The sequence below is a fragment of the Haloarcula sp. H-hyl6 genome (assembly GCF_056934455.1).
Map to the genome: position 1 here is coordinate 55,565 of NZ_JBRIIK010000003.1, position 20,289 is coordinate 75,853.

The window sequence follows — 20,289 nt, forward strand, 5'->3', positions numbered from 1 at the left end:
ACGATGTGTTCTGCGCCGTTCGGTGGACTGCGAACGACGACGACGACCGGACCCTAGTTACCGACGTCCGCGTCGGTGTCGATGTCGTCGGTCGCGGCCTCTATTTCGTCGACCGCGGATTCGTCTTCCATCGTGGAGACGTCACCGAGGGCCTCGTCGAGCATGATGTCCCTGATGGTGCGACGCATAATCTTCCCGGAGCGGGTCTTCGGGAGACGGTCCACGAACCGAAGGTCGCCGACGACGGCGATGGGGCCGACGTCCTGTCGGACCGCCTCTCGGAGTTCCTCGCGGAGCGCGTCGTCCCCTTCGTAGCCGTCTCGGAGGACGACGAACGCGGCGGCGACCTCGGTCTTGTCGGGGTCGGGTTTCCCGACGACGGCCGCCTCCACGACGGCCTCGTGGGCGACGAGTGCGTCCTCGATGTCGGTCGGCCCGATGCGGTGGCCGGCGATGGTGATGACCTCGTCGGCCCGACCGCTGAACCAGATGTAGCCGTCCTCGTCCATCGAGACGGCGTCGCCGACCCAGTACAGGTCTTCGATTTGCTGCCAGTATTCGAGTTCGTACCGGTCGTGACCCTCCCAGAGCGTCGGCGTCATGCCGGGAAACGGTTTCTCGACGACGAGTGCGCCCTCCTCGCCGGGTTCGAGCGGTTCGCCGTCGAAATCCACGACGTCGACCTCGACGCCGGGGAGTGCGATGCCCGCCGACCCGGGTTTGATGGGCAGCGTGTCGATACCGTACGGGTTGCCGACGATGGGGCCGCCGGTCTCTGTCTGCCACATGTGGTCGATGACCGGCACCTCGTCGTCAAGCACCTCCTGCTGTAACCACTCCCACGCGGGAGGGTTGAGCGGTTCGCCGGCCGAGAAAACCGCCTCGATGGAGGAGAGGTCCGCTCGCTCGTGGAACTCGTCGTCGTAGCCGGCCAGCGCCCGAATCGCCGTCGGCGCGGTGAATATCTTGTCGACGCGGTGGCGTTCGACGATATCCCACCAGACGCCGGCGTCGGGATACACTGGCGTCCCCTCGTAGACGACGGTGGTCGCCCCGGTGAGAAGCGGAGCGTAGACGATGTAGGAGTGGCCGACGATCCACCCGATGTCCGAGGTGGCGAACCACGTATCGGTCTCGTCTAGGTCGAACACCCACTGGCCCATCCCGTAGATGTGAGTCTGGTAGCCGCCGTGCTGGTGGACCGTGCCCTTCGGCTTGCCCGTCGTTCCCGACGTCGAAAGGATGAACGCGGGGTCGGTCGCGTCCGTCTCGACGTGCGAGGTGTCCTCGCCTTCGCCGGCCGCAAGCGCGTCGTCCCAGTCGGTCTCGTACTCCCGTAGGTCCGCAGGGTCCTCGCCGCGCGAGAGGACGATGGTGTCGTCGACGATGTCGTGGACGGACTCGTGTTCGTCGAAACAGCGGTCGACTATCTCTTTCAGGTCGACTGTGCCACCGTCGCGAAAGCCCACGTCGGCCGTCAGCAGGAGTTTCGGCTCCGCGAGTTCGATGCGGTCTGCCAGCGCGCCGGCACCGAACCCGCCGAACACGACGGAGTGGATGGCACCGATACGCGTACAAGCGAGCATCGAGACGACGGCCTCCGGACTCATCGGCATGTAGATGGTGACGCGGTCACCCTTCTCGACGCCGTACGCCCGGAGCATCGCCGCCGTTCGTTCGACCTCGTGGAGGAGTTCGGCGTAGGTGTACACCGCGTTGTCGTCCCGTTCGCCCGTCTCGAAGACCATCGCGGCGCGGTTGGCCCCGCCGTTCTCGACGTGATAGTCGAGCGCGTTGTAACTGATGTTGGTCTTGCCACCGCTGAACCACGCGAAGTCGCCGACGCCGTCCTCGGTGTAGACGGCGTCCCACTTCTCGAACCAGTGCAGGTCGTCGGCGACCCGCGCCCAGAGCGTCTCGGGACGCTCTTCACCTTTCCGGAGGAGCGCGCGTAACTGCGGCGAGACGAGGTCGACGGTCGAATTGTCTGTCGTCATGTGGCCTGTACGCGCAGATTCATACCTTCATTATTTATTAATATTGTTTTCGGCCGACTTTTCCGGCGCTCGTCGTGGCCAGGCCTGTGTGGTCGGGGGAGACCTTCGACCCATCAGAGAGCGAAGAGTTCACATATATAGCCGAGAGATGGGGCAACGATGCACCGCCCGCTGTCCACGCAGACCGCGTTTGACGACGAACTCCTCCCCCGCGATGAGTTCTCCAGATAACCCGATAACCGTCCTCCACGTCACCGCCGAGTCGGCCGTCGAAACGGCAGTCAGCCAATCTTTGGCGGAAGGCAGCGACGGAATGGAAGTCGTAGCGGCAGACGGCAAAAGTGACGCCCGCGAGACGCTCGACGAGACGGCCGTCGACTGCGTTGTCGTCGAGGACGCCCATCCCGAAGTCGACCCTCCCCGGTTCTTGCGGGCGGTTCGAGAGGACCACCCCAGTCTCCCGGTTCTCGTCTTCGGCAGTGCCAGTGACGAGTCGGTCGTCGCCGAAGCGTTGGCGGCCGGTGCCACCGACTACGTCCAGCGAAGCGGTGACGACGCCCAGCACGCAGTCCTGAAACACCGGATACGCGACGCCGTCGACCGCTATCGAACACGACGGTCGGCCGAGTCGAGCGAGCAGTTGCTGACCGAACTGGCCGAACGGACCGACGACATCCTGTATGCGTTCGACGGAGACTGGGGTGAACTCCTGTTCGTCAACTCGGCGTACGAGGACATCTGGGGCGGGTCGAGCGCCCGTCTGGAGTGTGACCCGAAGTCGTTCCTCGAGTTCGTCCATCCCGAGGACCGGGCGAAAGCACGGGCGTCCATGGAGCGCCTCTCGGAGGGGACGGCCGACGAAGTCGAGTACAGAATCCAGACAGAGGACGGCGAACAGCGCTGGGTGCGGGGCGAGAGCAAACCGATTCTCGACGACGACGGCGACGTGACACGGATAGTCGGCTTCGCCCGGGACATCACGGCCCACCGGAAACGGGAGCGTGACCTCCAGCAACAGCGTGACCGGTTCCGGGCCGTCTTCGAGGAAGCGTTCGACGCGATGGTGATACTCGACGACGACCGGCGGTTCCTCGACGCGAACGAGAGCGCGACCGAACTGTTCGGCCTCTCTCGGGAGGCGCTACTCGGCCGTTCGGTGAGCGAGTTCGTCGACGACGGGTTCGACATTCAGAGCGCGTGGCAGACGTTTGTCGCCGACGAGTCCCATCGTGGAACCTTCCCGCTCGTCCGGTCCGACGGCGAGGAACGTATCGTGGAGTACGCCGCGACCACCGACGTCGTGCCCGGCCAGCACCTCTCCGTGGTTCGGGACGTGACCGACCAACAGGAGTACGAGCAGCGACTCGAACGGCGGGAACAGCGCTACCGCAACCTGGTCGAGGACTCGCCGGCACCCATCAACCTGTTCGACGCGGACGGCGACACCGTCTGGTGTAACGACGCGACAGTCGAGTTGCTCGGGTTGGACAGCCGAGACGAACTCGTCGGTCGCTCGGTGTTCGACTTCATCCACCCCGACGACCACGGCATCGCGGAGACCGAGATAGAGGCAGTGATACACGACCGGGACGTCGTCGGCCCGACGGAGTTCCGACTCGTCAGCGACGACGGCGACGTCCGCCACGTTCGCGTAAAGACCACGGCTGGGTGGTGGCAGGGTGAGCGCGTCGGACAAGCAGTGGTCATCGACGTCACCGAACAACACCGGTACGAGGAGCGTTTGACCACGCTACACGAGCGGATGCGAGAGATGACGCGCGCCGAGGAGCGAGCGACTATCGCGGACGTCGCGACAGAGGCGTTGACCGAACTCCTCGAGTTCGACGCGGCGGTGTTCTACGAGTTCGACGGCCGGCAGTCGCTCACACCGCTCGTACAGGCGGACGAGGAGTGCCTAGACGACGGCGCGTCTCGGACCGTCGAAGATGCCCTGTGGACGGCGTTCGTCGAGGACGAGGTACTCGAATGGGGCAGCGAACAGACCGTACCGGACGACGTGACACCGCCGTTCGAGTCCGGATTGGCCGTACCAATCGGCAATCACGGCGCCCTCGTGGGTGGACTACGTACCGACCAATCCGTTTCGAGTTCCGAGCGCGAAATCACTCGCCTCGTCGGAGAAGGGCTCGAAGCCGCGCTCGACCGGGCGGGCAAAACGTCGACGATACAGACGCGTGACCGGCAACTCCAGCGGCAGAACCGGGCGCTCGAACAGGTGAATCGGCTCAACGAGATAATCCGCGAAATCGTGCAGACGCTCGTTCGGTCGTCCACACGGGCCGAGATTAGAGCGGACGTCTGCGAGCAGTTCGCCACGGCGAGCCAGTACACGTTCGCGTGGTGGGGGGAAAGAGACGCAGATAGCGACGCCGCGATTCCCGAGGAGTGGCAGGGGGTCGATTCGGAGTTCGTCGACGAACTCCGGTCGGGTGGGTCTTATCCACAGATTGCGAGACTCGTCGAAGCCGCGTACCACGAGAACGAGATTCAGGTCGCCGGGCACCTTCTCGACGGCGGCGAGTGGGAGGGGCATCGGCGTGTCGCGCTCAGTTACGGATATCAGTCGATAGCGGCGGTCCCGGTGGGAGACAGCGACTACGTCGACGCCGTCCTCGTCATCCACGCGGACGCCCCCGACACATTCGACGAGAGAGAGCAGACCGTCCTCGACGAGTTGGGCGACACGATTGGCTACGCCCTCGACAACGTCCCCCGGCCCGACGGGGTGCAAGCGACCCAGCGGACAGAGGTGGAACTGCAGATAACCACCGACCGCCTGTTCACCAACCGACTCACGGGCGAACTCGGGGGCGAGGTAGCCCTCGTCGGCGTCATTCGCGACGACAGTGACACGGTCAGGCTGTTCTGTCGCTTGCGTGAGACGCCGTCCGACGTCGCAGAGAGACTCTCGTCCTTCGAGACCGTTCGCTCGGTGCAAGCGCTCTCCGTCGAGGACGGAGACGGACTCTACCAGTTGCGTGTCTCGACGCCGCCGCTGGTGACGGCCCTCAGAGCGAACGATGCCACCCTCAGGACGCTAACAGCCGAGTCCGGGACGACGACGCTCGTGACCGTGCTGTCAAAATCTGACGGTGTCCGGTCGTTCATCGAGGAGGTGGAATCGATGTATCCCGAGACGAAACTGCTGGCCCGACGCGAGAACCCCACCCCCGTCGAACCCCGGGAGATGTTCCACGAGGAGATACTCGATGACCTGACAGACCGGCAACTCGATGCCCTCAAAACGGCGCACTTCGGCGGGTTCTACGAGTGGCCGCGAGAGACGACGAGCGGTGAACTCGCCGAAACCCGCGACATCGCCGCCTCGACGTACCAGTATCACCTCCGAGCGGCCGAACGGAAGATAATTGCGGCCATTCTCGACACACCTTGACGACCGTGGCTCTAGTCACCTAGAGTGTCGGGAAGTCACAGTACCACTAAAATCTACACTACGATTAACCCGCACGTGACACCATTATCAAACATGGATGGACAGCGTACGCCTATCGCCGAACACCGGTGTCGTCACGAGTGGGGTGGCGACACGACCCTGACGACGACGATTCTTGACGGACTCAACCACGTCATCGGCGACAAAATTTACGCAACCGAGCGCTCACTGTACGACGTCATCGACCCGGACGCCCTCGACAGCGTCTTCGAACCGACCCCCGAGTCTGAGCGGGCGGCCGGGGAAGTTAGGTTCTGGTTCGCCGGGTGCGACGTTCGCGTCGCGGCCGGTGGCGAGGTACTGATAGAACAGCGCGGGTCGGAGCAATCGAACACTCAGTCTCCGACGTCATGGTAGGCAACGAACCGGGCGTTCTCGTCGTCGACGACGACCCGAACGTCGCCGACCTCTATGCCGGGTGGCTCTCTTCGTCGTATCGAGTCCGGGTCGCACACGACGCCGAGACGGCGCTCGACAGGCTCGACGACGCCGTCTCGGTCGTTCTGCTCGACCGTGGCCTCCCAGACCGCTCCGACGAGGGCATCCTGGACGCGATAGCGGACTCGGACTACGACTGTCAAGTCGCCGTGGTCACCGCGGTCGAACCCGACTTCGACATCGTCGACATGCCGGCACACGAGTACGTACTGAAACCCGTCACTGTCGAGGAACTCCGGGCAGTCGTCCAGTCACTCTGCCGTCGGAGCGACTACGACCGGAAACTGTCCGAACTGTTCGCCCTCGTCGCCAAGCGAGCGACCCTCATGGACCGAAAGACGGACGCGGAACTGAAAGAGAGCGCGGCGTATCGGGACCTCGTGCGGCGAATCCAGACTGTCAGCACCGAGACGGAGGACATCTCGTACGGGCTAAGCGCTCAGGACACGACAGCCCTGTTCCAGCAACTCGAAGAGAACGGGGTAAACCGGAGGGCCGTCGATGGCTGAAGACGACGAGAGACGGTGTACCACCGGCATCGACGGCCTCGACACCGTCCTCGAGGGCGGTCTCATCCCCGGACGGACGTACATGGTGACCGGCCGTCCGGGGACGGGCAAGACCATCCTCGGCCTGCACTTTCTCACCGGCGGACCGAGCGAGGCGTCGCCCCTATTCGTCAACTTAGAGGAGTCCGAGGCGGACATCCGTGCCAACGCCGAGAAGTTGGGATTCGACCTCGACGGGGTCGACTTTCTGGACATGAGCCCCGGAACGGAGGCATTCACCGGCGGTCAGCAGTACGAAATCTTCGCGCCCAGCGAAGTCGAAGGCCCAGACGTCGTGAGCGCCATCGACGAACGCGTTCGAGAACTCGACCCCGACCGAGTGTTCATCGACCCGCTCACACAACTCCGGAACTTCGCGCCGGACACGTACCAGTTCCGCAAGCAAATCAACGGGTTGATTCAGTTCTTCAGCCAGCACGGCGCGACCGTCCTGTTCACCTCGCAGGCCACACCCGAGTCGCCGGACGACGACCTCCAGTACGTCAGCGACGGGACGTTCGAATTGGCTCGGACCGAGAACGGGAGAGTCGTCTCCGTCCCGAAGTTCCGCGGGTCCGGGACCGAAGACGGTCCTCACTCGGTCCGCATCACCGGCGACGGCATAGAGGTCTATCCCGTCTTGCACCCCGAGGCACACGGTCACGAGTTCACGTCCGAAGTCGTCTCCTCCGGCGTTCCGGAGATAGACCAACTCCTGCACGGCGGCGTCGAGCGGGGAACCGTGACGGTTCTCAGCGGGCCGACGGGCGTGGGAAAGACGACGCTCGGAACGCAGTTCATGAAGGAGGCGGCCGGGCGCGGTGAGCGGTCCGTCATCTACATGTTCGAGGAGAACAGGGCGACGCTCCTCGACCGCTGTGAGTCGGTGAACGTCCCGGCCAAGACGATGGTCGAGCGCGGAACGCTGGCCGTCAAAGACGTGGAACCGCTGGATAAGTCACCCGCCGAGTTCGCCGCGATGGTCCGCGAAGAGGTGGAACAGCGAGACGCCCGAATCGTCATGATAGACGGTATCGACGGCTACCGCCTCTCGCTCCAAGGGGACGAGGCCGACCTCGAACGGGAGCTAAACAGCCTCGGCCGGTACCTGAAGAACATGGGCGTCACGGTGATTCTGGTCGACTCCGTCGACAACGTGACCGGTCAGTTCCAGCCGACCAAGAGCGGGGTCAGCTACCTCGCCGACAACATCGTCTTCCTCCGCTATCTGGAGATGAACGGCAGCTTACGGAAGGCCATCGGAATACTGAAGAAACGCACCAGCGACTTCGAGCGGAACCTCCGGGAGTTCGAAATCACGCAACACGGCATCACGGTCGGGAAACCACTCTCCGGACTCCGAGGCGTTCTCAGCGGGACGCCCGAGTTCACAGACGAAGGGTCCGCGGACGGCAGATGATCGGTGGGAACTCCGAACGAGGGACGGTGGGCACCGAAACCACCGCGGATACACCGACCGTCCTCGTCGGGGTTCGGGCCGCCCAGGACAGACGACTGCTCGTCGAGTGGCTCTCGGAGTCGCACGACGTCGTCGTCCTCGACGGCCAGGCTGTACTCGAGGACCCCTTCGATGCAGCTATCGTCGACAGAGAGACGTACCGGACGTATCGCGACAGCCTCGACCATGCACGTGCCGGCGAGTACCTACCGTATCTGTTGGTGAGTCGTCGGGACGTCTCCGACCTCCCACCGTCGGTCTGGCGGTGTGTCGACGACGTCATCGAGACGCCAATCAGACAGCGGGAGTTAGAAGCACGCATCGACGGGCTACTCGCACACCGGCGTCGATTCGTCGAACTCCGACGACGCAACGAGACGATAGCGGCTCTGCACGACGCGACCCAGCGGATGAACGGCACGTCCGACCCAGAGGAAGTGTGTGCCATCGCCGTCGATGCCGCAGTAACGGTTCTGAACCACCCTCTGGCCACAATCTGGACCCCAGACGAGTCGAGTGGGAACCTGTCTCCACTCGCACAGACCGGCCCCGGTCCGACGGCTACAGAGACGGCCTCGATTCCCGCCGACGAAGAGCGCCCTCGCTGGAGCGTCTTCGTCGAGGGCGAGACCAGAGTCCTCGGCAACTCGGAGCGGATACCCTCGACCGGTCTCGGCACGGCCGACCGGAAGCGAGAACTCGTCGTCCCCCTCGACGAGTTCGGTCTCCTGAGCGTCGGGTCGACGACTGCGCGCCCGTTCGACGACAACGAGGTGGACGGTGCCGAACTGCTCGCCGCGGCGACTACGAGTGCGCTCGACCGGGCGGAACGCGAGCAGATGCTCGCACAGACGTCTTCCCAGATGGAGTTTTTCAACAGCATCATCAGACACGATGTCCTGAACGCGATGCTCGTCATTCAGGCGCGTGCCGAGACCCTCTCCGAGCACCTCGAGGACGCCGAGCACCGTCAGTACGCAGAGACGATAGAGGAGTGGTCCGACGACGTCGTCGGCGTCGTTCACCGGGTCAAATCGGTCGTCGATACGTTGACCGGCGACGGGACAGTGGACGTCGAACCCACCGACCTCGTTCCGATTCTCGAAGACGAGCTGACCTCGGTCCGTTCGGCGTATCCAGCCGTCGACGTCGAGGCGTCGGTCCCGGCGGAGGCGACAGTGCTGGCCAACGAGTTACTGTCCGAGGTATTCGCCAACATCCTCAGGAACGGCGTCACACACAACGATTCCGACGGCCTCTGCATCACCGTCACCGTCGAGAAGCAGGGCGACTGCGCGTCCGTTCGCATCGCCGACACCGGGACCGGCATCCCGGACGACGAGAAGGACGCTATCTTCCGCCGCGGGGAGACGGGGCACGCGAAGTCGACGGGGTCCGGATTTGGACTTTTCTTCGTCGATGCCATGGTCACCGCCTACGGCGGGCGGGTTCGCGTCGAGGACAACGACCCGAACGGTGCGGCCTTCCTCCTCCGACTCCCGCTTGCGAACGTATAGGGCCTCAGGAAGCCCGTTCGTGCAACCCCGTGAGGCCAGGCCCACTCGCCATCAGAGTGTCAGTCGGACCCGACAGTCTCGGGGAGGGACGTGCCGGCGACTCGACTCCGACGGACCCGCCTGAACAGGGGCTCCGGAAGTGCGGTGACCGCGACGTTCCGAACACGTGCGCCGAGCGTCGACCGGACGGTGCTGAGTTCGCCCATTCGGTGGGCCTCCGACCGGACCCGGTCGGCGCGTGGCTTTCGCTCGGCCTCGTATGCCTCGAAGGCGGCCGACAGGTCGGTGTGTCGGTCGAGGGCGTGCGCCACCGAAATCGCGTCTTCGATAGCCTGTGCGGCACCTTGTCCGGCGAAGGGGAGGAGGGCGTGGGCCGCGTCGCCGAGGAGGCACACCGACCCCCGGTGCCACCGGTCGAGCGACGGGACGTCAGCCAAGTTCGTCACGAAGAGGTCCTCGGGCGAGAGGGCGGTGACGACTGCCGGGACCGGGGCAGGGAAGTCGGCTAGCCGGTCGCAGAACGCCGCTTTCGGCGCGTCCCCGGCGGGGTCGCCGTCGACCTCGGCTCGCGGAACCGTCCCGAACCAGTAGAACCTGTCGTCACCGACCGGTGCCCCGCCGGTGTAGGTGCCGTCGCTCCACACCTCGACCCCGCGAGCGCGGTGGTCCGGCGGAAGTTCGACGTCGGCGATGGCGCGGTAGACGATGCTGTCCAGTTCTCGGAGGCCGACACCGGGCGACACCACGTCTCGAACGGTCGAGTGAATCCCGTCGGCCCCGAGGAGGAGGTCCGGCGTGATTCGTCTCCCGTCCTCGAAGCGGACGACGGGCGGGTCGGTCCGCTCGACCGCCGCACACTCCGAATCGAGGACGACGTCGGTGTCGAGGGCGTCCAACAGGATACGCTGCAGGTCGGCCCGGTGGATGGCGACGAAGCCGTACCCGAACTCGGACCGCTCGACGCCGTCGAGGTCGAAGCGCGTCATGGCGCGACCGCTCGGCGTGCGAATCACCGTCTCGTCCAGTGGGACGCCCGCGTCTCTGACGGCCCCGGCGATGCCGAGACGGTCCAAGACGAGGAGGGCGTTCGTCTGGAGGAGGAGGCCGGCACCGACGGACCGATACTCGGAGGCCGTCTCGTAGACGGTGGGGTCGTAGCCGCGTCGTTCGAGCGCTAGCGCCGTCGTCAGTCCGCAGATGCCGCCGCCGACGATGGCGATGTCCGCCGACCGGTCGGTCATCTGTCGCCTCCCGCCTCGTCTGGGCGTCCGCAACGGCATCGGTCACGTCTCATACGTACACCGACGACCGCGACGGCGAAGCCTCGACTGGCGGCTATCTACGACGTTTTAAGACCGTGCGCCTGACATCTCCGAGTGAATGCGATACCTGACGGTCCGTGCCGACCCGTCCGACCGCGGCGCCTTCCATCCCCTCGGGGCGGCGCTCACAGCGGAGCCATCTGTCACCCGCGAGGCGATTCACCACGTCGAACTGCTCGACGACGGCACGGTCCTCTCGATGGCCGAGGGGACAGGGGACCGCGAACGCTACGAGGATATCATGGACGAGTCGCCGTACGTCCTCGAGTACCTCGCCTCGGGGAGCGACCGGTGGATGGCGGTCAGCCGGTTCGAACCGACGGACCTCTCGCGGCGAGTGCTCGAACTGCGCCGGGAGTCCGACCTCGTCATCGACACGCCAATCTACTTCACCCCGGAGGGGAGCCTCGAAATCACCTATCTCGGCAGCGACGGCGCGTTTCGGGACCTCTACCGGACGGTCAACGAGGCGGACGATATCTCCGTGACCGTCCTCGAGACGGGCGATTACGACCCGCAGGGCGTCTCCCTGCGCGGCCAGTTGACCGAGCGCCAGCAGGAGGTGTTGGACGCCGCCGTCGAGACGGGCTATTACGCGGCCCCGCGGGAGGCGACGCTCCAAGACGTCGCAGACGCCGTCGGCATCGCTCCCTCTACCGCCGGTGACCACCTCTGCAAGGTCGAGGAACGGGTGTTCGGGGCACTCGGCCGCCGGTCCGAGTGACGGCTACCGACGGCGCTCGGCGAGGCAACTCGCCAGCAGGGACAGCCACGCCGCCGAGAGGGCGTATCCGATGGCTACGAGACCGACCTGCACCAGCGGCGTGCTCTGAAATCGGGAACTGCGTAACCGAGGACGCACGTAAGCAGGAGGCCAGCCAGCGGGGAGTGACGCCGACCGGAATGGTGATTCAGAAATGCTTTTGTACCAATATTTCGTACCGGACTAATCGGGGATACAGTGCTGTCAGAGGCCAGGGTGGGAACCCCTCTTTCGGGTTCCGGCCTGTCGATAGTGTCTCTAGCTGAATGTTACCGACTCCCACAGAATTATCCGGGCGAGATACGTAGCTAGACGTACGGTCCCGACTGCCCCAACGCCTCTGACAGCCACTGGCAGTCTGGGCCCGTTGCGGCGAACGTCCAGAGAACGGTGCGGTCGGCCGACGATACCCGACGCTGAGACGCATCTTCAGTCGGCGGCACCTCGGTGACCGCTGTGTAGCGACAGACTCACAGGCCGAACTACGTGTCATATAATCTATATTTACGTGACTTATCTGAGTGTAGCCGACGTCCGGCGATAGACGTGTCGCGGCGCGAGCGACAGACGGTCGGCCGTTCCTTCTCGGAATCGGACATATTTGGGAATCGTTATCCGTGTCGCCACGAGTCGTATAGCTGATTGCAGACCAATGGGAATCGTCGGTAGCTACCTCGGTTCGTTCTTGACCGAAGCCGCTGTGCTGTTCAAGTGGTTTCTCGGGACGCTCTGGCGGTGGCTGACCCTCCTCGTAGCCGGTCCCCTGAAGTCGCTCTGGCAGTGGTCGATAGGGATACTCGGGACGCTTCTCGCGCCGCTTTGGGGGCGACTCGTCGTCCTCTCGCTCCTCGCCGGCGCGGTCCTGCTCAACGTCCTCGGCGTCGAGAACGTCCACGCGGTGCTGACCCACCGAGTGGACCGGACGGACGGCGAGGGGGGAGAGACGACGACGGTCCCCGAGGTGACTTCCGAGGACGTCACCGACGGACAGGGACGCTTCTCCCCGGAGGCCTTCGAGCGAGTCACCGGGCTGACTCCGCCGGAGTTCATCCACCTGTTCGTGAGAAGCAACGGCGGTCGAGTCAAACAGCAGACCCTCAACGCCTGCCTCCCGTGGTCGAAGACCACCGTCAGTCGCCTCCTCGACAACCTCGAGGACGAAGGCCTCGTCTCGCGCGTATCCGTCGGGCGAGAGAACGTCGTCTGCACGCCCGACGCGGTTCCGGAGTTCGACCAGTGACCGAGGCCGTTCGACGGAAGAGGGGCCGAGAGTGACTGGCGGTACCCCTCCCTTCGTCAGTCGCCGCCCTCTACCTCACCGCCCTCGCCGGAGATGTCACGTATCGTCCGCACGAGGTCGAGAACTGTTTCGAGGAAGTCGTCTATCTGCTGGAGCACCTGTTCGATGCGGTCGAGTTCTGCCTGCGTCTCGGTGTCTGCTTGGGCACCCGCGGCGACCCCGATGCCGGCCACCGTAACTGCGATTACGACGAGGCCGGCGAGAGCCACGCGGACTGGAGTTCGACGAGCGGTCACGTTCCCACGACAGGGACGAACGGGTATTATTACCATGAGTATAACCTCGCCGTGGACGACCCCGCCGCGACCGTTACGCCGGGGCGATACCCCCCTCGTCGGTCGTCAGCAGGTACAGTACGAACGAGGAGAGCCAGTGAGCGCCCGCGTAGTCCTCGGTGAACGCGAGCGCCAGACTGTGGTCCACGTGACGCTCGGCGCTCCGTTCCAGCGTCGCGGCGTACGGATGGTTGCCGAGTGCGTCCGCGAGGCTCGCCATCGCCCACGCTTTCGAGAGGTTCAGTCCCACGAGGTGGAGTTCGAGGCCGTCGTCGCTGTCGGCGTCGACGGCCACGGGGTCGAGAATGGCGTCGTACGGCGGCGACGTCACGTCGGGGAGGAATCCGTCCAGCCAGCGGCCGAACTCGTCGCCGTCGAGGACGCGACGCATCAGGTCAGCCTCGGTCAGGGCCGGCGAGAGGAAGTCCCACCCGAGCGGTTCGTACTCGACGGGATAGTCGCGGTCCGACCCGTAGAAGGCCCTCGCGGTGTCGCTGACCGCGGATTCGAGTGACTCGTCGCCGACCACACGGGCGTAGTCGAGGACGCACTGGAGGGCGAACGCCGAGTTCTTGTGAGTGCCGACCCGCAACGGACGCGCTTGGCTCAGGAACGCCTCCCGAACCAGCGTCAGAATCTGCGCTTCCAGCGGTTCCAGCGTCGCTCGCCAGTCCGCCGCGCGAGGGTCGTCCCACAGCTGGAGTTCCGACGACAGGCGGAGGAGCCACGCCCACCCGTAGGGATTCTCGAAGGATTCGTTCGATTCGAAGAACCGAACTTCGCGTTCGACGGCCGCCGAGGTGAGACGTTCGTCGATGCGCGAAGCGATGTCGGCCGCGTCGGGGTGCTCTTCGAACAGGCGCAGTTGGCGAATCAGACACCAGTGGCTGTGGACCGCCGAGTGCCAGTCGAAACACCCGTAGAACACCGGATGCGCCTCGGTCGGCCGGGGCGGTCCGTCGGCACTCTCCAGCGTCCGAGCGTGGTGCGGGAACTCCGTGTCGATGGCGTCGAGGGGGTGAGCCGCGAGGGCGCGCTGAACGTCCGGTCCGATCCAGTCGGCGTCACCTGACAGGGCGGTCGCTGGGTCGACCGTGTGGAGGGCGTCCATGACTGTGATAGCGTCGACCAACGTGTTAGTTCATTCGGGCCGGTGGCACGCCCTCACACGCGTCAACTGGAGTGTCCGACCCCCGAGAGACCGTACTTTAATGCAGAGCGGCAGTCTGGGTACGGGAGAGAGATGGCAGACGAGCGAACTGTCACGGAGATATTTCGGCTCCTGTCCGACGAGACGCGCGTGGAAATCCTCAGGGCCGTCGCCGTCGCGGCCGCAGAACGCGACGACGTCGGGTCGGAACCGGTCGAACTGTCGTTCTCGGACATCTACGACCGCGTCAACGTCGGCAACACGTCGAAACTGTCCTACCACTTGGGGGAACTGACTGGCACCTATCTCCGGAAAGACGGGGACACGTACAGCCTCACCCACGCGGGCGAGCGGATGGTGCGGTTCGTCCTGTCTGGCAACTACGAGCGGCCGCCGGACATCGGACCGGAACCGGTGTCGGGCACCTGCATCTGGTGCGGCGAGGAGACTCTCGAAGCGAGCCTGCGTCACCAGTTCTTCCGCATCGACTGCCAGTCCTGTGGCCGGCAGGCGGCGGGGCTACCGGTGACGCCGGCACAGGCCGCCTCGCGAGACGCAGCGGCGCTGATAGAGAGTGTCAAGCACAAGAGCGCACGGGACTACCGCGAGATACAACAGGGAATGTGCCCGGAGTGTCGCGGGTGTCTATCTACCGCCGTCGTCGAACTGGAGGATGGGGTACTGCCCGAAGCGGACGCGATTCTGGTCAGTAGCGAGTGCGACCAGTGCCGCCGCGAGTACAACTCCCCGTTGACGTACCGGGTAGCGTACCACCCGGCCTCGATAGCGTTCCACTGGGACCGGGGCGTGGACGTGACGAAGATGGGGCTGTGGGAGTGCAACGAACACGTCCGCGCCGGGCGATGGGAGTCGCGTCGCCGGACGACTGGCCCCGACGAGTTCGAGGTTGCGCTCCGCCACGGCGACGACACCCTGCGCGTGTACCTCGACGCCAACGCAACGGTGACGCGAACCGAGCGCGTGCGACGCGAGAGTGGTGGTGAACGGCGTAGTTGACAGGCCGAATACGTTATCGATATTGAGCGAGAGTGTCACTGAACGGTCTCTGAGCGGAGCCCACGACACAGACCCCGCGTCGAGGCGCCAGTCCACTCAACTGCGGTTTTGAAACGCGTTCGACAATTTATCAATTTTCCAATAATTATATCCGTCGGTAGGGGCCACGGTCGGGAGAGGTCGTATCCCAGCAATGACGTCAATCAAACCACCCAAACTATACAATCTATTCAAAACGTACAAACCGTCCAAACTTCCCGAAGTTCGCTCCCGGTCGAAGACGCAGACGAACACGAACGGACGCCACAAATCGGCCGAAGAGATCGCCGACATCTACTCGGAGATGGCCCCGACGCTCCACCGGTGGAGTTGGGCGGACCGGCTCGTCAGCGGTCGGTACCGACGGCGACAGTTCGGGGACGTGCAGGGTCGGGTCCTCGACGTCGCGTGTGGAACTGGGACGAACTTCGCCTACCTGCCGGCGTCGACCGACCTCGTCGGTATCGACGTCACCCCGGAGATGGTGGCCCACGCCCGAGCGGAACTGGCGACGCTCCCGGTCGATGGGTCAGTCGAGGTGATGGACGCCCAGTCGCTCGCGTTCGCGGACGACAGTTTCGACGCCGTCGTCTCGGCGTTCTCCACCTGCACGTTCCCGGACCCTGTACAGGCGCTCGAAGAGATGGGGCGAGTGTGTGCCCCGGACGGCCGCATCCTGCTCCTCGAACACGGTCGGAGCAACGTCTCGTCGGTGAACCGGTGGCTGGACTGGCGTGCCGACGCCCACTACGAAGCGAAGGGGTGTCGCTGGAACCAGCGGCCGGTCGAACTCGTCCGCGATGCCGGCCTCTCCGTCGTGTCCACGACGGAAGCGGTGTTCGGCATCGTCACCGCCATCGAGGCGCGACCGGGTCGCCGGACGGAGGCCACCGATGGCTGAGACGGCGACATCCGTCCTCCGGAGGGTCGACTACGGCCGACGTGGCGACCGAGTGCACGCCGTCTGGCTACCCGGCGGAGAGTGGACGCCTGTGGGCACGATAGCCTGATGAAATATTTACATTATCGCCAGTCGTAGAGATTGCATGAGCGTCATCGCCGAGTTCACCTTGCCCGTCGAGTCGTTCCCATTCGGAGTCGCATTACAGACGACGGGCGAGACGAAAATAGAACTGGAACGCCTCGTCCCACTCGAAGACGTCCACATCCCGTATATCTGGGCGAGCGATGGAGACCTCGACGCCTTCGAGCGACAGGTCGAGCGAGACGAGTTCGTCGAGGGAATCACCAAACTGGACGAGATAGACGGTCGGGCGCTGTACCGCGTCGACTGGGCGGAGACGGAGAGCGGCCTCATCAACGGCATTAGAGAAGCCAACGGCACCATCATGGACGGCACAGGTAGCGATACGTGGCAGTTTCGCCTGCACTTCGTCGACCACGACCGTCTGGCGAGGTTCTACAACTACTGCACGGAGAACGACCTCCCGATACACCTCGACCGGGTGTACACGCTCGCCGAGGCCGCGGGCAACGGTCGAGCATTCGACCTCACAGCGGAACAGCGTGAAGCGCTGGTGCTGGCGTTACGTCAGGGCTACTTCAGCACCCCTCGGGAAACGACGCTCTCTGACCTCGCCGACGAACTGGACATCTCGAAGCAAGCGACCTCACAGCGCATCCGCCGGGCGGCCGAGCAAGTTCTCCGCGAAGCGATGCTCTCCTCGGCGGCGTTCGACGGGTGAGCCCCCGACCGAGTGGAAAAAACGCTTGATTGGTCAATACCTCAATCTATCCGCTGACGAGTGCTATCGAACAGCATGGACGAGATGCTCCGAACTCTTGCTGCCCCAGAGCGGCGTGAACTGTTGACGGCGCTTCTCGAATCTCCGACGGTCGAGACCGGCCCCGCGGAGAGCGAACCGAGGCGGATACGGATGTATCACGTCCACCTGCCGAGACTCGACGACCACGGATACGTCGACTGGGACCGAGAGGAACGGGTCGTCCGGCGGGGCCCCGAGTTCGACGAGATTCGACCCCTGTTAGAGCTGTTCGTAGAGAACGAACACCGACTGCCAAGTGGCTTCGTTCGAGAGTCCGAATCAACCTGACTCGCCGTCTGTGCCTCGGTGCGGTTCACACAGTGGTCGGAAGGGGTGCGAGAGCGCGTCAGAACTGTGGGTCGTCGACGACGACGCAACCACACCGTGGGCACAGGAGGCGACGGCGGTCTGTCCGGTCGTCGGAAATCCAATCGCCGGTCGCGGGGCTCTCGTGGGCACAGGACGGACAGAACAGCACCGTCTTCGCGTGGTACTGGTCGGCAGCGGAGCGCCGGGAGGGCTGGAGGAGCGTCATCGCCCGGGGGAGTAGTCGTGGCCGACGGCCGCACAGAGGACGTTCAGGACGACGAGAGCGACGACCAGCAGCGGCGACGAGGCGACGACGCCGGTCACTAGTGCCCCCACAATGACGAGGGGGAGCGGGATGGTGGCCCAGAAGGCGACGCCTCGGGCGACGACGACGGACCTGCCGGCGACGCTCGACAGCGCGGTCCTGACTCTGCCGACGGCGGCGGGCGGTTCGGGGAGCGGTGATTCGACGGTGGACATGGGTGCTTGGCGTATCAGTTCCATGCATCCACACCCCCATATAAAGGACACACCGCTAGATACGATTCAGGACCGTTCACGGATTCCGACCGACTTTAGCCGATTTTAACCGGCGTTCGACAGCGTTTTACACGGCTGCGTCTGCCCTTAGACCCTTCATAAACCGTTCTTAGGGCCTCGTTTCCGCCCATGAGAGTTCGCCGCACGAACCGTGACACCACCTCTCGGGACTGGCTGGTGGTCAGGGTCTCCGAAGCTCGACCGAGACTCGGGACCGCTCGCTGAACGTTCCCCTGGGGGTGTGCTATGTACCACCACGTTCGGTACGTCCACCTCTCCGGCGTCGGGTGCCGAACGTAGCGAAATTACAAGCACTCAACCCGGGTCAACGCGCGGCCCTACTGGCACGACCGAGGAATCCAACGAGCGGTCACAGGGGACGGATCGAACAGCGATGCACACACTTGGGCGGCGGGCGTTCGGCGTCGGCACGGGCGCCATCGGAGCGAGCGCAGTCGGCATCCCGGGCGTCGATGCGAGTCGGGAGGCGGACTCAGACGACGAGTCCCCGACCAATCGATAGGTGACGAGCGCGTCGAACGTCGCCGCCTCGGAAGGCCGCGACGTGAACGTCTACACCGTCGGAACGTGGTCTCAAGCCGAGCGACTCGCGGCCGCCAACGTCGACGGCCTCATCGCGGACTACCCTGGCCTCCGACGGTTCGCGGCGACCACCGACTGACCCCGAGGCGGGAGTGGTGCGGCGAGTATGGCGGTTCTCCGGGAAGCACCGAACCTACCGTGGGGTGCGACGTCACCCGAATCGTTCTGCGTTGGCGGGCGCTACCTGCTCGCAGAACGGTCTCGTACGCACTCCGACCGAACGATAGACGACGGCACCGAAACGGTCGGGTTAGCCTCTTTCAAAGACCCCGGAACACCCGAATCGTGTCTCGTGACGTCGGTTCCCGAATCAGTTGGGCGAACCCAAGTTCGGAGAAGACCCGTTTCCAGTTGCGGTGGTACAGCGGAAACTCGTCGTCGACGTAGCTGACCTCGGCATCTCCTCGCCCTCGTTCAGGGCTGTTCCCTTCGTTCTCGGCGGTCACGAGGACGTCGCCGGTGATGCGTGCAATCTCCTCGAACACCCAGACGTCGTCCGGATGGATGTGCTGGAGCGTCTCGACGGTGTAGACGACGTCGAAGGCGTCGTCGTCGAATTCGGAGACGACGTCCTCGACGGCCCCGGTGTGGAACGTTCCGGCCTCCGCGAGTCGAGGGTAGTGGTCTGCCATCACGTCGAACGACTCGTCGTTGATGTCGACACCGGTGAGGTTCTCGTAGCCGTGGTTTCGGAGGTGTTCCAAGTGGCGTCCGGAGCCACAGCCGATTTCGAGTATAGCCGCGTCGTCGTGAGCGTAGTGTTCGAGGACGTCGAGGAGCGTCTCGCTCACCTCGTTCGGGCCGATGTCCGCGTAGTAGGAGGGCGAGTACTTCCCGGAGCGCTCGGCCCAATCGCGGCGGACGTCGTCGGGGTTCATACGGCAGGCGAGGACGTGGAGCAGTAAATGCGACTCGGAGTACGTTCGTGGGACGAATAAGCTCAGTCCGTCAGTTCCGACGGAGACAGCTCTGCCTTCAGCACTCGCTCCCCGCGCGTCGTGATACTGTAGTACGGGTGTGACCCCGACGAGTCGTCGACGGCCACGAGTTCGCGGTCCGCCAGCGTCCGGAGCCGCTGACTCGTGTAGGACCGACTCAGGCCGGCGTTGCGGGCGATGTTGCTGGGCGTCAGTTCGAGCGGTTTCGGCGGTCCCAGTAAGTGCAGGATGGACTGGTCGGCCGCCTTCATCCAGTCTACCCTGTTGTACATGCAGTTTGACGAGAAGGTTCCCGCGTAAAACCATCCGTGGTTCGGTCGAATAGGGAACGCTCTCGACAGTCTCATCTCACGGATTCGTCAGGCACAAATACGCGGTTCCAGAACCACGGCGTAATGAAGGGTGGCGTAGTGGGAGGAATCCGGAGACAGAACGCGGGCCGAGAGACAGATGACCGCTGACGGACCGCCCGGTGAGACGAACTGGGTCGACCTGACGGCCTTCCAGCGAGACGTCATGGTCAGCGTCGGTCGGTTCGAACGGCGAGAGGAACAGGGCAACGGCCTCGCGATTACGCGCACGGTCGGTTCGTGGTACGGGGAGGCAGTCGCCCCCAGTCGGGTAGACGCGACGCTCACCGACCTCGCCAAGTTGGGGCTCGTGACGGAACGCCGGTTGGACAGGCGAACAAGCGAGTACGCGCTGACGGAGGACGGGCAGGAAATGCTCCGGGCGCACTACCACCTACTGGAGCGTGTCCTAAGTGGCCCGAAGTGACCGACCACGAGAAGCCGGCACTACTCGTCGACAGG

22 protein-coding genes are annotated in these 20,289 nt (G+C 64.5%); 14 read left to right on the top strand and 8 right to left on the bottom strand.

All coding sequences use genetic code 11. From position 1 onward, the window contains the following. Nucleotides 1–53: 53 nt before the first annotated feature. Nucleotides 54–1,997 (bottom strand): acetate--CoA ligase, encoded by a 1,944-nt coding sequence (acs, locus tag Hhyl6_RS18815; RefSeq protein WP_483740788.1) that lies wholly within the window; start codon nucleotides 1,995–1,997, stop codon nucleotides 54–56. Nucleotides 1,998–2,211: 214 nt separating this feature from the next. Between acs and Hhyl6_RS18820 the strand changes: the two genes are divergently transcribed. The 5 genes from Hhyl6_RS18820 to Hhyl6_RS18840 all read left to right on the top strand — a co-directional run bounded on the left by Hhyl6_RS18820 (nucleotide 2,212) and on the right by Hhyl6_RS18840 (nucleotide 9,434). Next, a complete protein-coding gene (locus Hhyl6_RS18820; RefSeq protein WP_483740789.1) occupies nucleotides 2,212–5,412 on the top strand; it encodes a PAS domain S-box protein in 3,201 nt (1,066 codons plus the stop codon). Between the two features lie 93 nt (nucleotides 5,413–5,505). After that, complete coding sequence (locus Hhyl6_RS18825) at nucleotides 5,506–5,829, top strand: HalOD1 output domain-containing protein (protein WP_483740790.1); 324 nt, start codon at nucleotides 5,506–5,508, stop codon at nucleotides 5,827–5,829. Continuing rightward, nucleotides 5,823–6,419: a response regulator transcription factor gene (locus tag Hhyl6_RS18830; protein ID WP_483740791.1), complete on the top strand. Its 597-nt coding sequence runs from the start codon at nucleotides 5,823–5,825 to the stop codon at nucleotides 6,417–6,419. Before Hhyl6_RS18825 ends, Hhyl6_RS18830 begins: the two co-directional genes overlap by 7 nt. Further along, nucleotides 6,412–7,878, top strand: coding sequence for a DUF7125 family protein (locus tag Hhyl6_RS18835; RefSeq protein ID WP_483740792.1), 1,467 nt, complete (start codon nucleotides 6,412–6,414; stop codon nucleotides 7,876–7,878). Before Hhyl6_RS18830 ends, Hhyl6_RS18835 begins: the two co-directional genes overlap by 8 nt. Then, the gene (locus Hhyl6_RS18840; RefSeq protein ID WP_483740793.1) at nucleotides 7,875–9,434 is read left to right on the top strand and encodes a sensor histidine kinase; all 1,560 of its coding nucleotides are present in this window, start codon (nucleotides 7,875–7,877) and stop codon (nucleotides 9,432–9,434) included. The genes Hhyl6_RS18835 and Hhyl6_RS18840 overlap by 4 nt, the downstream gene beginning before the upstream one ends. A gap of 59 nt (nucleotides 9,435–9,493) precedes the next feature. Here Hhyl6_RS18840 and Hhyl6_RS18845 read toward each other — a convergent pair whose 3' ends face one another. Next, nucleotides 9,494–10,675 carry an FAD-dependent oxidoreductase gene (locus Hhyl6_RS18845; protein WP_483740794.1) on the bottom strand — a complete coding sequence of 394 codons (1,182 nt, stop codon included), beginning with the start codon at nucleotides 10,673–10,675 and terminating at the stop codon, nucleotides 9,494–9,496. Nucleotides 10,676–10,814: 139 nt separating this feature from the next. Between Hhyl6_RS18845 and Hhyl6_RS18850 the strand changes: the two genes are divergently transcribed. Both Hhyl6_RS18850 and Hhyl6_RS18855 read left to right on the top strand, forming a co-directional pair. After that, nucleotides 10,815–11,480 (top strand): helix-turn-helix domain-containing protein, encoded by a 666-nt coding sequence (locus Hhyl6_RS18850; protein WP_483740795.1) that lies wholly within the window; start codon nucleotides 10,815–10,817, stop codon nucleotides 11,478–11,480. A 691-nt stretch (nucleotides 11,481–12,171) separates the two neighbouring features. Then, complete coding sequence (locus tag Hhyl6_RS18855) at nucleotides 12,172–12,759, top strand: helix-turn-helix transcriptional regulator (protein ID WP_483740796.1); 588 nt, start codon at nucleotides 12,172–12,174, stop codon at nucleotides 12,757–12,759. Between the two features lie 56 nt (nucleotides 12,760–12,815). Here the strand turns inward: Hhyl6_RS18855 and Hhyl6_RS18860 are convergent, their stop codons facing one another. Next, on the bottom strand, nucleotides 12,816–13,055 hold the full coding sequence (locus tag Hhyl6_RS18860) for a hypothetical protein (protein ID WP_483740797.1): 240 nt from the start codon (nucleotides 13,053–13,055) through the stop codon (nucleotides 12,816–12,818). Between the two features lie 73 nt (nucleotides 13,056–13,128). After that, entirely contained in the window at nucleotides 13,129–14,205 is a 1,077-nt protein-coding gene (locus Hhyl6_RS18865) for a DUF2891 domain-containing protein (RefSeq protein WP_483740798.1), read from the bottom strand. A 132-nt stretch (nucleotides 14,206–14,337) separates the two neighbouring features. Between Hhyl6_RS18865 and Hhyl6_RS18870 the strand changes: the two genes are divergently transcribed. The 4 genes from Hhyl6_RS18870 to Hhyl6_RS18885 all read left to right on the top strand — a co-directional run bounded on the left by Hhyl6_RS18870 (nucleotide 14,338) and on the right by Hhyl6_RS18885 (nucleotide 17,375). After that, nucleotides 14,338–15,261, top strand: a complete 924-nt coding sequence (locus Hhyl6_RS18870) for a DUF7351 domain-containing protein (RefSeq protein WP_483740799.1) — start codon at nucleotides 14,338–14,340, stop codon at nucleotides 15,259–15,261. A gap of 193 nt (nucleotides 15,262–15,454) precedes the next feature. Beyond that, a complete protein-coding gene (locus Hhyl6_RS18875; RefSeq protein ID WP_483740800.1) occupies nucleotides 15,455–16,201 on the top strand; it encodes a class I SAM-dependent methyltransferase in 747 nt (248 codons plus the stop codon). A 145-nt stretch (nucleotides 16,202–16,346) separates the two neighbouring features. Then, the gene (locus Hhyl6_RS18880) at nucleotides 16,347–17,006 is read left to right on the top strand and encodes a helix-turn-helix domain-containing protein (RefSeq protein ID WP_483740801.1); all 660 of its coding nucleotides are present in this window, start codon (nucleotides 16,347–16,349) and stop codon (nucleotides 17,004–17,006) included. Between the two features lie 75 nt (nucleotides 17,007–17,081). Then, nucleotides 17,082–17,375 carry a DUF7344 domain-containing protein gene (locus Hhyl6_RS18885; protein ID WP_483740802.1) on the top strand — a complete coding sequence of 98 codons (294 nt, stop codon included), beginning with the start codon at nucleotides 17,082–17,084 and terminating at the stop codon, nucleotides 17,373–17,375. A 58-nt stretch (nucleotides 17,376–17,433) separates the two neighbouring features. Here Hhyl6_RS18885 and Hhyl6_RS18890 read toward each other — a convergent pair whose 3' ends face one another. Beyond that, the gene (locus Hhyl6_RS18890; RefSeq protein ID WP_483740803.1) at nucleotides 17,434–17,622 is read right to left on the bottom strand and encodes a DUF8106 domain-containing protein; all 189 of its coding nucleotides are present in this window, start codon (nucleotides 17,620–17,622) and stop codon (nucleotides 17,434–17,436) included. Further along, nucleotides 17,619–17,900 (bottom strand): DUF8028 family protein, encoded by a 282-nt coding sequence (locus Hhyl6_RS18895; protein ID WP_483740804.1) that lies wholly within the window; start codon nucleotides 17,898–17,900, stop codon nucleotides 17,619–17,621. The genes Hhyl6_RS18890 and Hhyl6_RS18895 overlap by 4 nt, the downstream gene beginning before the upstream one ends. A 430-nt stretch (nucleotides 17,901–18,330) precedes the next feature. Here Hhyl6_RS18895 and Hhyl6_RS18900 point away from each other — a divergent pair, with 430 nt between their 5' ends. After that, nucleotides 18,331–18,459, top strand: a complete 129-nt coding sequence (locus Hhyl6_RS18900) for a hypothetical protein (RefSeq protein ID WP_483740805.1) — start codon at nucleotides 18,331–18,333, stop codon at nucleotides 18,457–18,459. After that, nucleotides 18,460–18,618, top strand: a complete 159-nt coding sequence (locus tag Hhyl6_RS18905) for a glycerophosphodiester phosphodiesterase family protein (protein ID WP_483740806.1) — start codon at nucleotides 18,460–18,462, stop codon at nucleotides 18,616–18,618. 181 nt (nucleotides 18,619–18,799) lie between these two features. Here the strand turns inward: Hhyl6_RS18905 and Hhyl6_RS18910 are convergent, their stop codons facing one another. Both Hhyl6_RS18910 and Hhyl6_RS18915 read right to left on the bottom strand, forming a co-directional pair. After that, nucleotides 18,800–19,417 carry a class I SAM-dependent methyltransferase gene (locus tag Hhyl6_RS18910; RefSeq protein ID WP_483740807.1) on the bottom strand — a complete coding sequence of 206 codons (618 nt, stop codon included), beginning with the start codon at nucleotides 19,415–19,417 and terminating at the stop codon, nucleotides 18,800–18,802. 62 nt (nucleotides 19,418–19,479) lie between these two features. Beyond that, entirely contained in the window at nucleotides 19,480–19,749 is a 270-nt protein-coding gene (locus Hhyl6_RS18915) for a helix-turn-helix domain-containing protein (RefSeq protein ID WP_483740808.1), read from the bottom strand. Nucleotides 19,750–19,927: 178 nt separating this feature from the next. Between Hhyl6_RS18915 and Hhyl6_RS18920 the strand changes: the two genes are divergently transcribed. Beyond that, a complete protein-coding gene (locus tag Hhyl6_RS18920) occupies nucleotides 19,928–20,254 on the top strand; it encodes a PadR family transcriptional regulator (protein ID WP_483740809.1) in 327 nt (108 codons plus the stop codon). The last annotated feature ends 35 nt before the right edge of the window (nucleotides 20,255–20,289 follow it).

Bases quoted from the DNA above. Each gene is read 5' to 3' on its own strand.
- Hhyl6_RS18830 (WP_483740791.1), top strand. From the start codon at position 5,823: ATGGTAGGCAACGAACCGGGCGTTCTCGTCGTCGACGACGACCCGAAC.
- Hhyl6_RS18865 (WP_483740798.1), bottom strand. From the start codon at position 14,205: ATGGACGCCCTCCACACGGTCGACCCAGCGACCGCCCTGTCAGGTGAC.
- Hhyl6_RS18850 (WP_483740795.1), top strand. From the start codon at position 10,815: ATGCGATACCTGACGGTCCGTGCCGACCCGTCCGACCGCGGCGCCTTC.
- Hhyl6_RS18845 (WP_483740794.1), bottom strand. From the start codon at position 10,675: ATGACCGACCGGTCGGCGGACATCGCCATCGTCGGCGGCGGCATCTGC.
- Hhyl6_RS18920 (WP_483740809.1), top strand. From the start codon at position 19,928: ATGACCGCTGACGGACCGCCCGGTGAGACGAACTGGGTCGACCTGACG.
- acs (WP_483740788.1), bottom strand. From the start codon at position 1,997: ATGACGACAGACAATTCGACCGTCGACCTCGTCTCGCCGCAGTTACGC.
- Hhyl6_RS18910 (WP_483740807.1), bottom strand. From the start codon at position 19,417: ATGAACCCCGACGACGTCCGCCGCGATTGGGCCGAGCGCTCCGGGAAG.
- Hhyl6_RS18835 (WP_483740792.1), top strand. From the start codon at position 6,412: ATGGCTGAAGACGACGAGAGACGGTGTACCACCGGCATCGACGGCCTC.
- Hhyl6_RS18855 (WP_483740796.1), top strand. From the start codon at position 12,172: ATGGGAATCGTCGGTAGCTACCTCGGTTCGTTCTTGACCGAAGCCGCT.
- Hhyl6_RS18875 (WP_483740800.1), top strand. From the start codon at position 15,455: ATGACGTCAATCAAACCACCCAAACTATACAATCTATTCAAAACGTAC.
- Hhyl6_RS18870 (WP_483740799.1), top strand. From the start codon at position 14,338: ATGGCAGACGAGCGAACTGTCACGGAGATATTTCGGCTCCTGTCCGAC.
- Hhyl6_RS18840 (WP_483740793.1), top strand. From the start codon at position 7,875: ATGATCGGTGGGAACTCCGAACGAGGGACGGTGGGCACCGAAACCACC.
- Hhyl6_RS18825 (WP_483740790.1), top strand. From the start codon at position 5,506: ATGGATGGACAGCGTACGCCTATCGCCGAACACCGGTGTCGTCACGAG.
- Hhyl6_RS18915 (WP_483740808.1), bottom strand. From the start codon at position 19,749: ATGTACAACAGGGTAGACTGGATGAAGGCGGCCGACCAGTCCATCCTG.
- Hhyl6_RS18820 (WP_483740789.1), top strand. From the start codon at position 2,212: ATGAGTTCTCCAGATAACCCGATAACCGTCCTCCACGTCACCGCCGAG.
- Hhyl6_RS18895 (WP_483740804.1), bottom strand. From the start codon at position 17,900: ATGGAACTGATACGCCAAGCACCCATGTCCACCGTCGAATCACCGCTC.
- Hhyl6_RS18890 (WP_483740803.1), bottom strand. From the start codon at position 17,622: ATGACGCTCCTCCAGCCCTCCCGGCGCTCCGCTGCCGACCAGTACCAC.
- Hhyl6_RS18900 (WP_483740805.1), top strand. From the start codon at position 18,331: ATGCACACACTTGGGCGGCGGGCGTTCGGCGTCGGCACGGGCGCCATC.
- Hhyl6_RS18880 (WP_483740801.1), top strand. From the start codon at position 16,347: ATGAGCGTCATCGCCGAGTTCACCTTGCCCGTCGAGTCGTTCCCATTC.
- Hhyl6_RS18885 (WP_483740802.1), top strand. From the start codon at position 17,082: ATGGACGAGATGCTCCGAACTCTTGCTGCCCCAGAGCGGCGTGAACTG.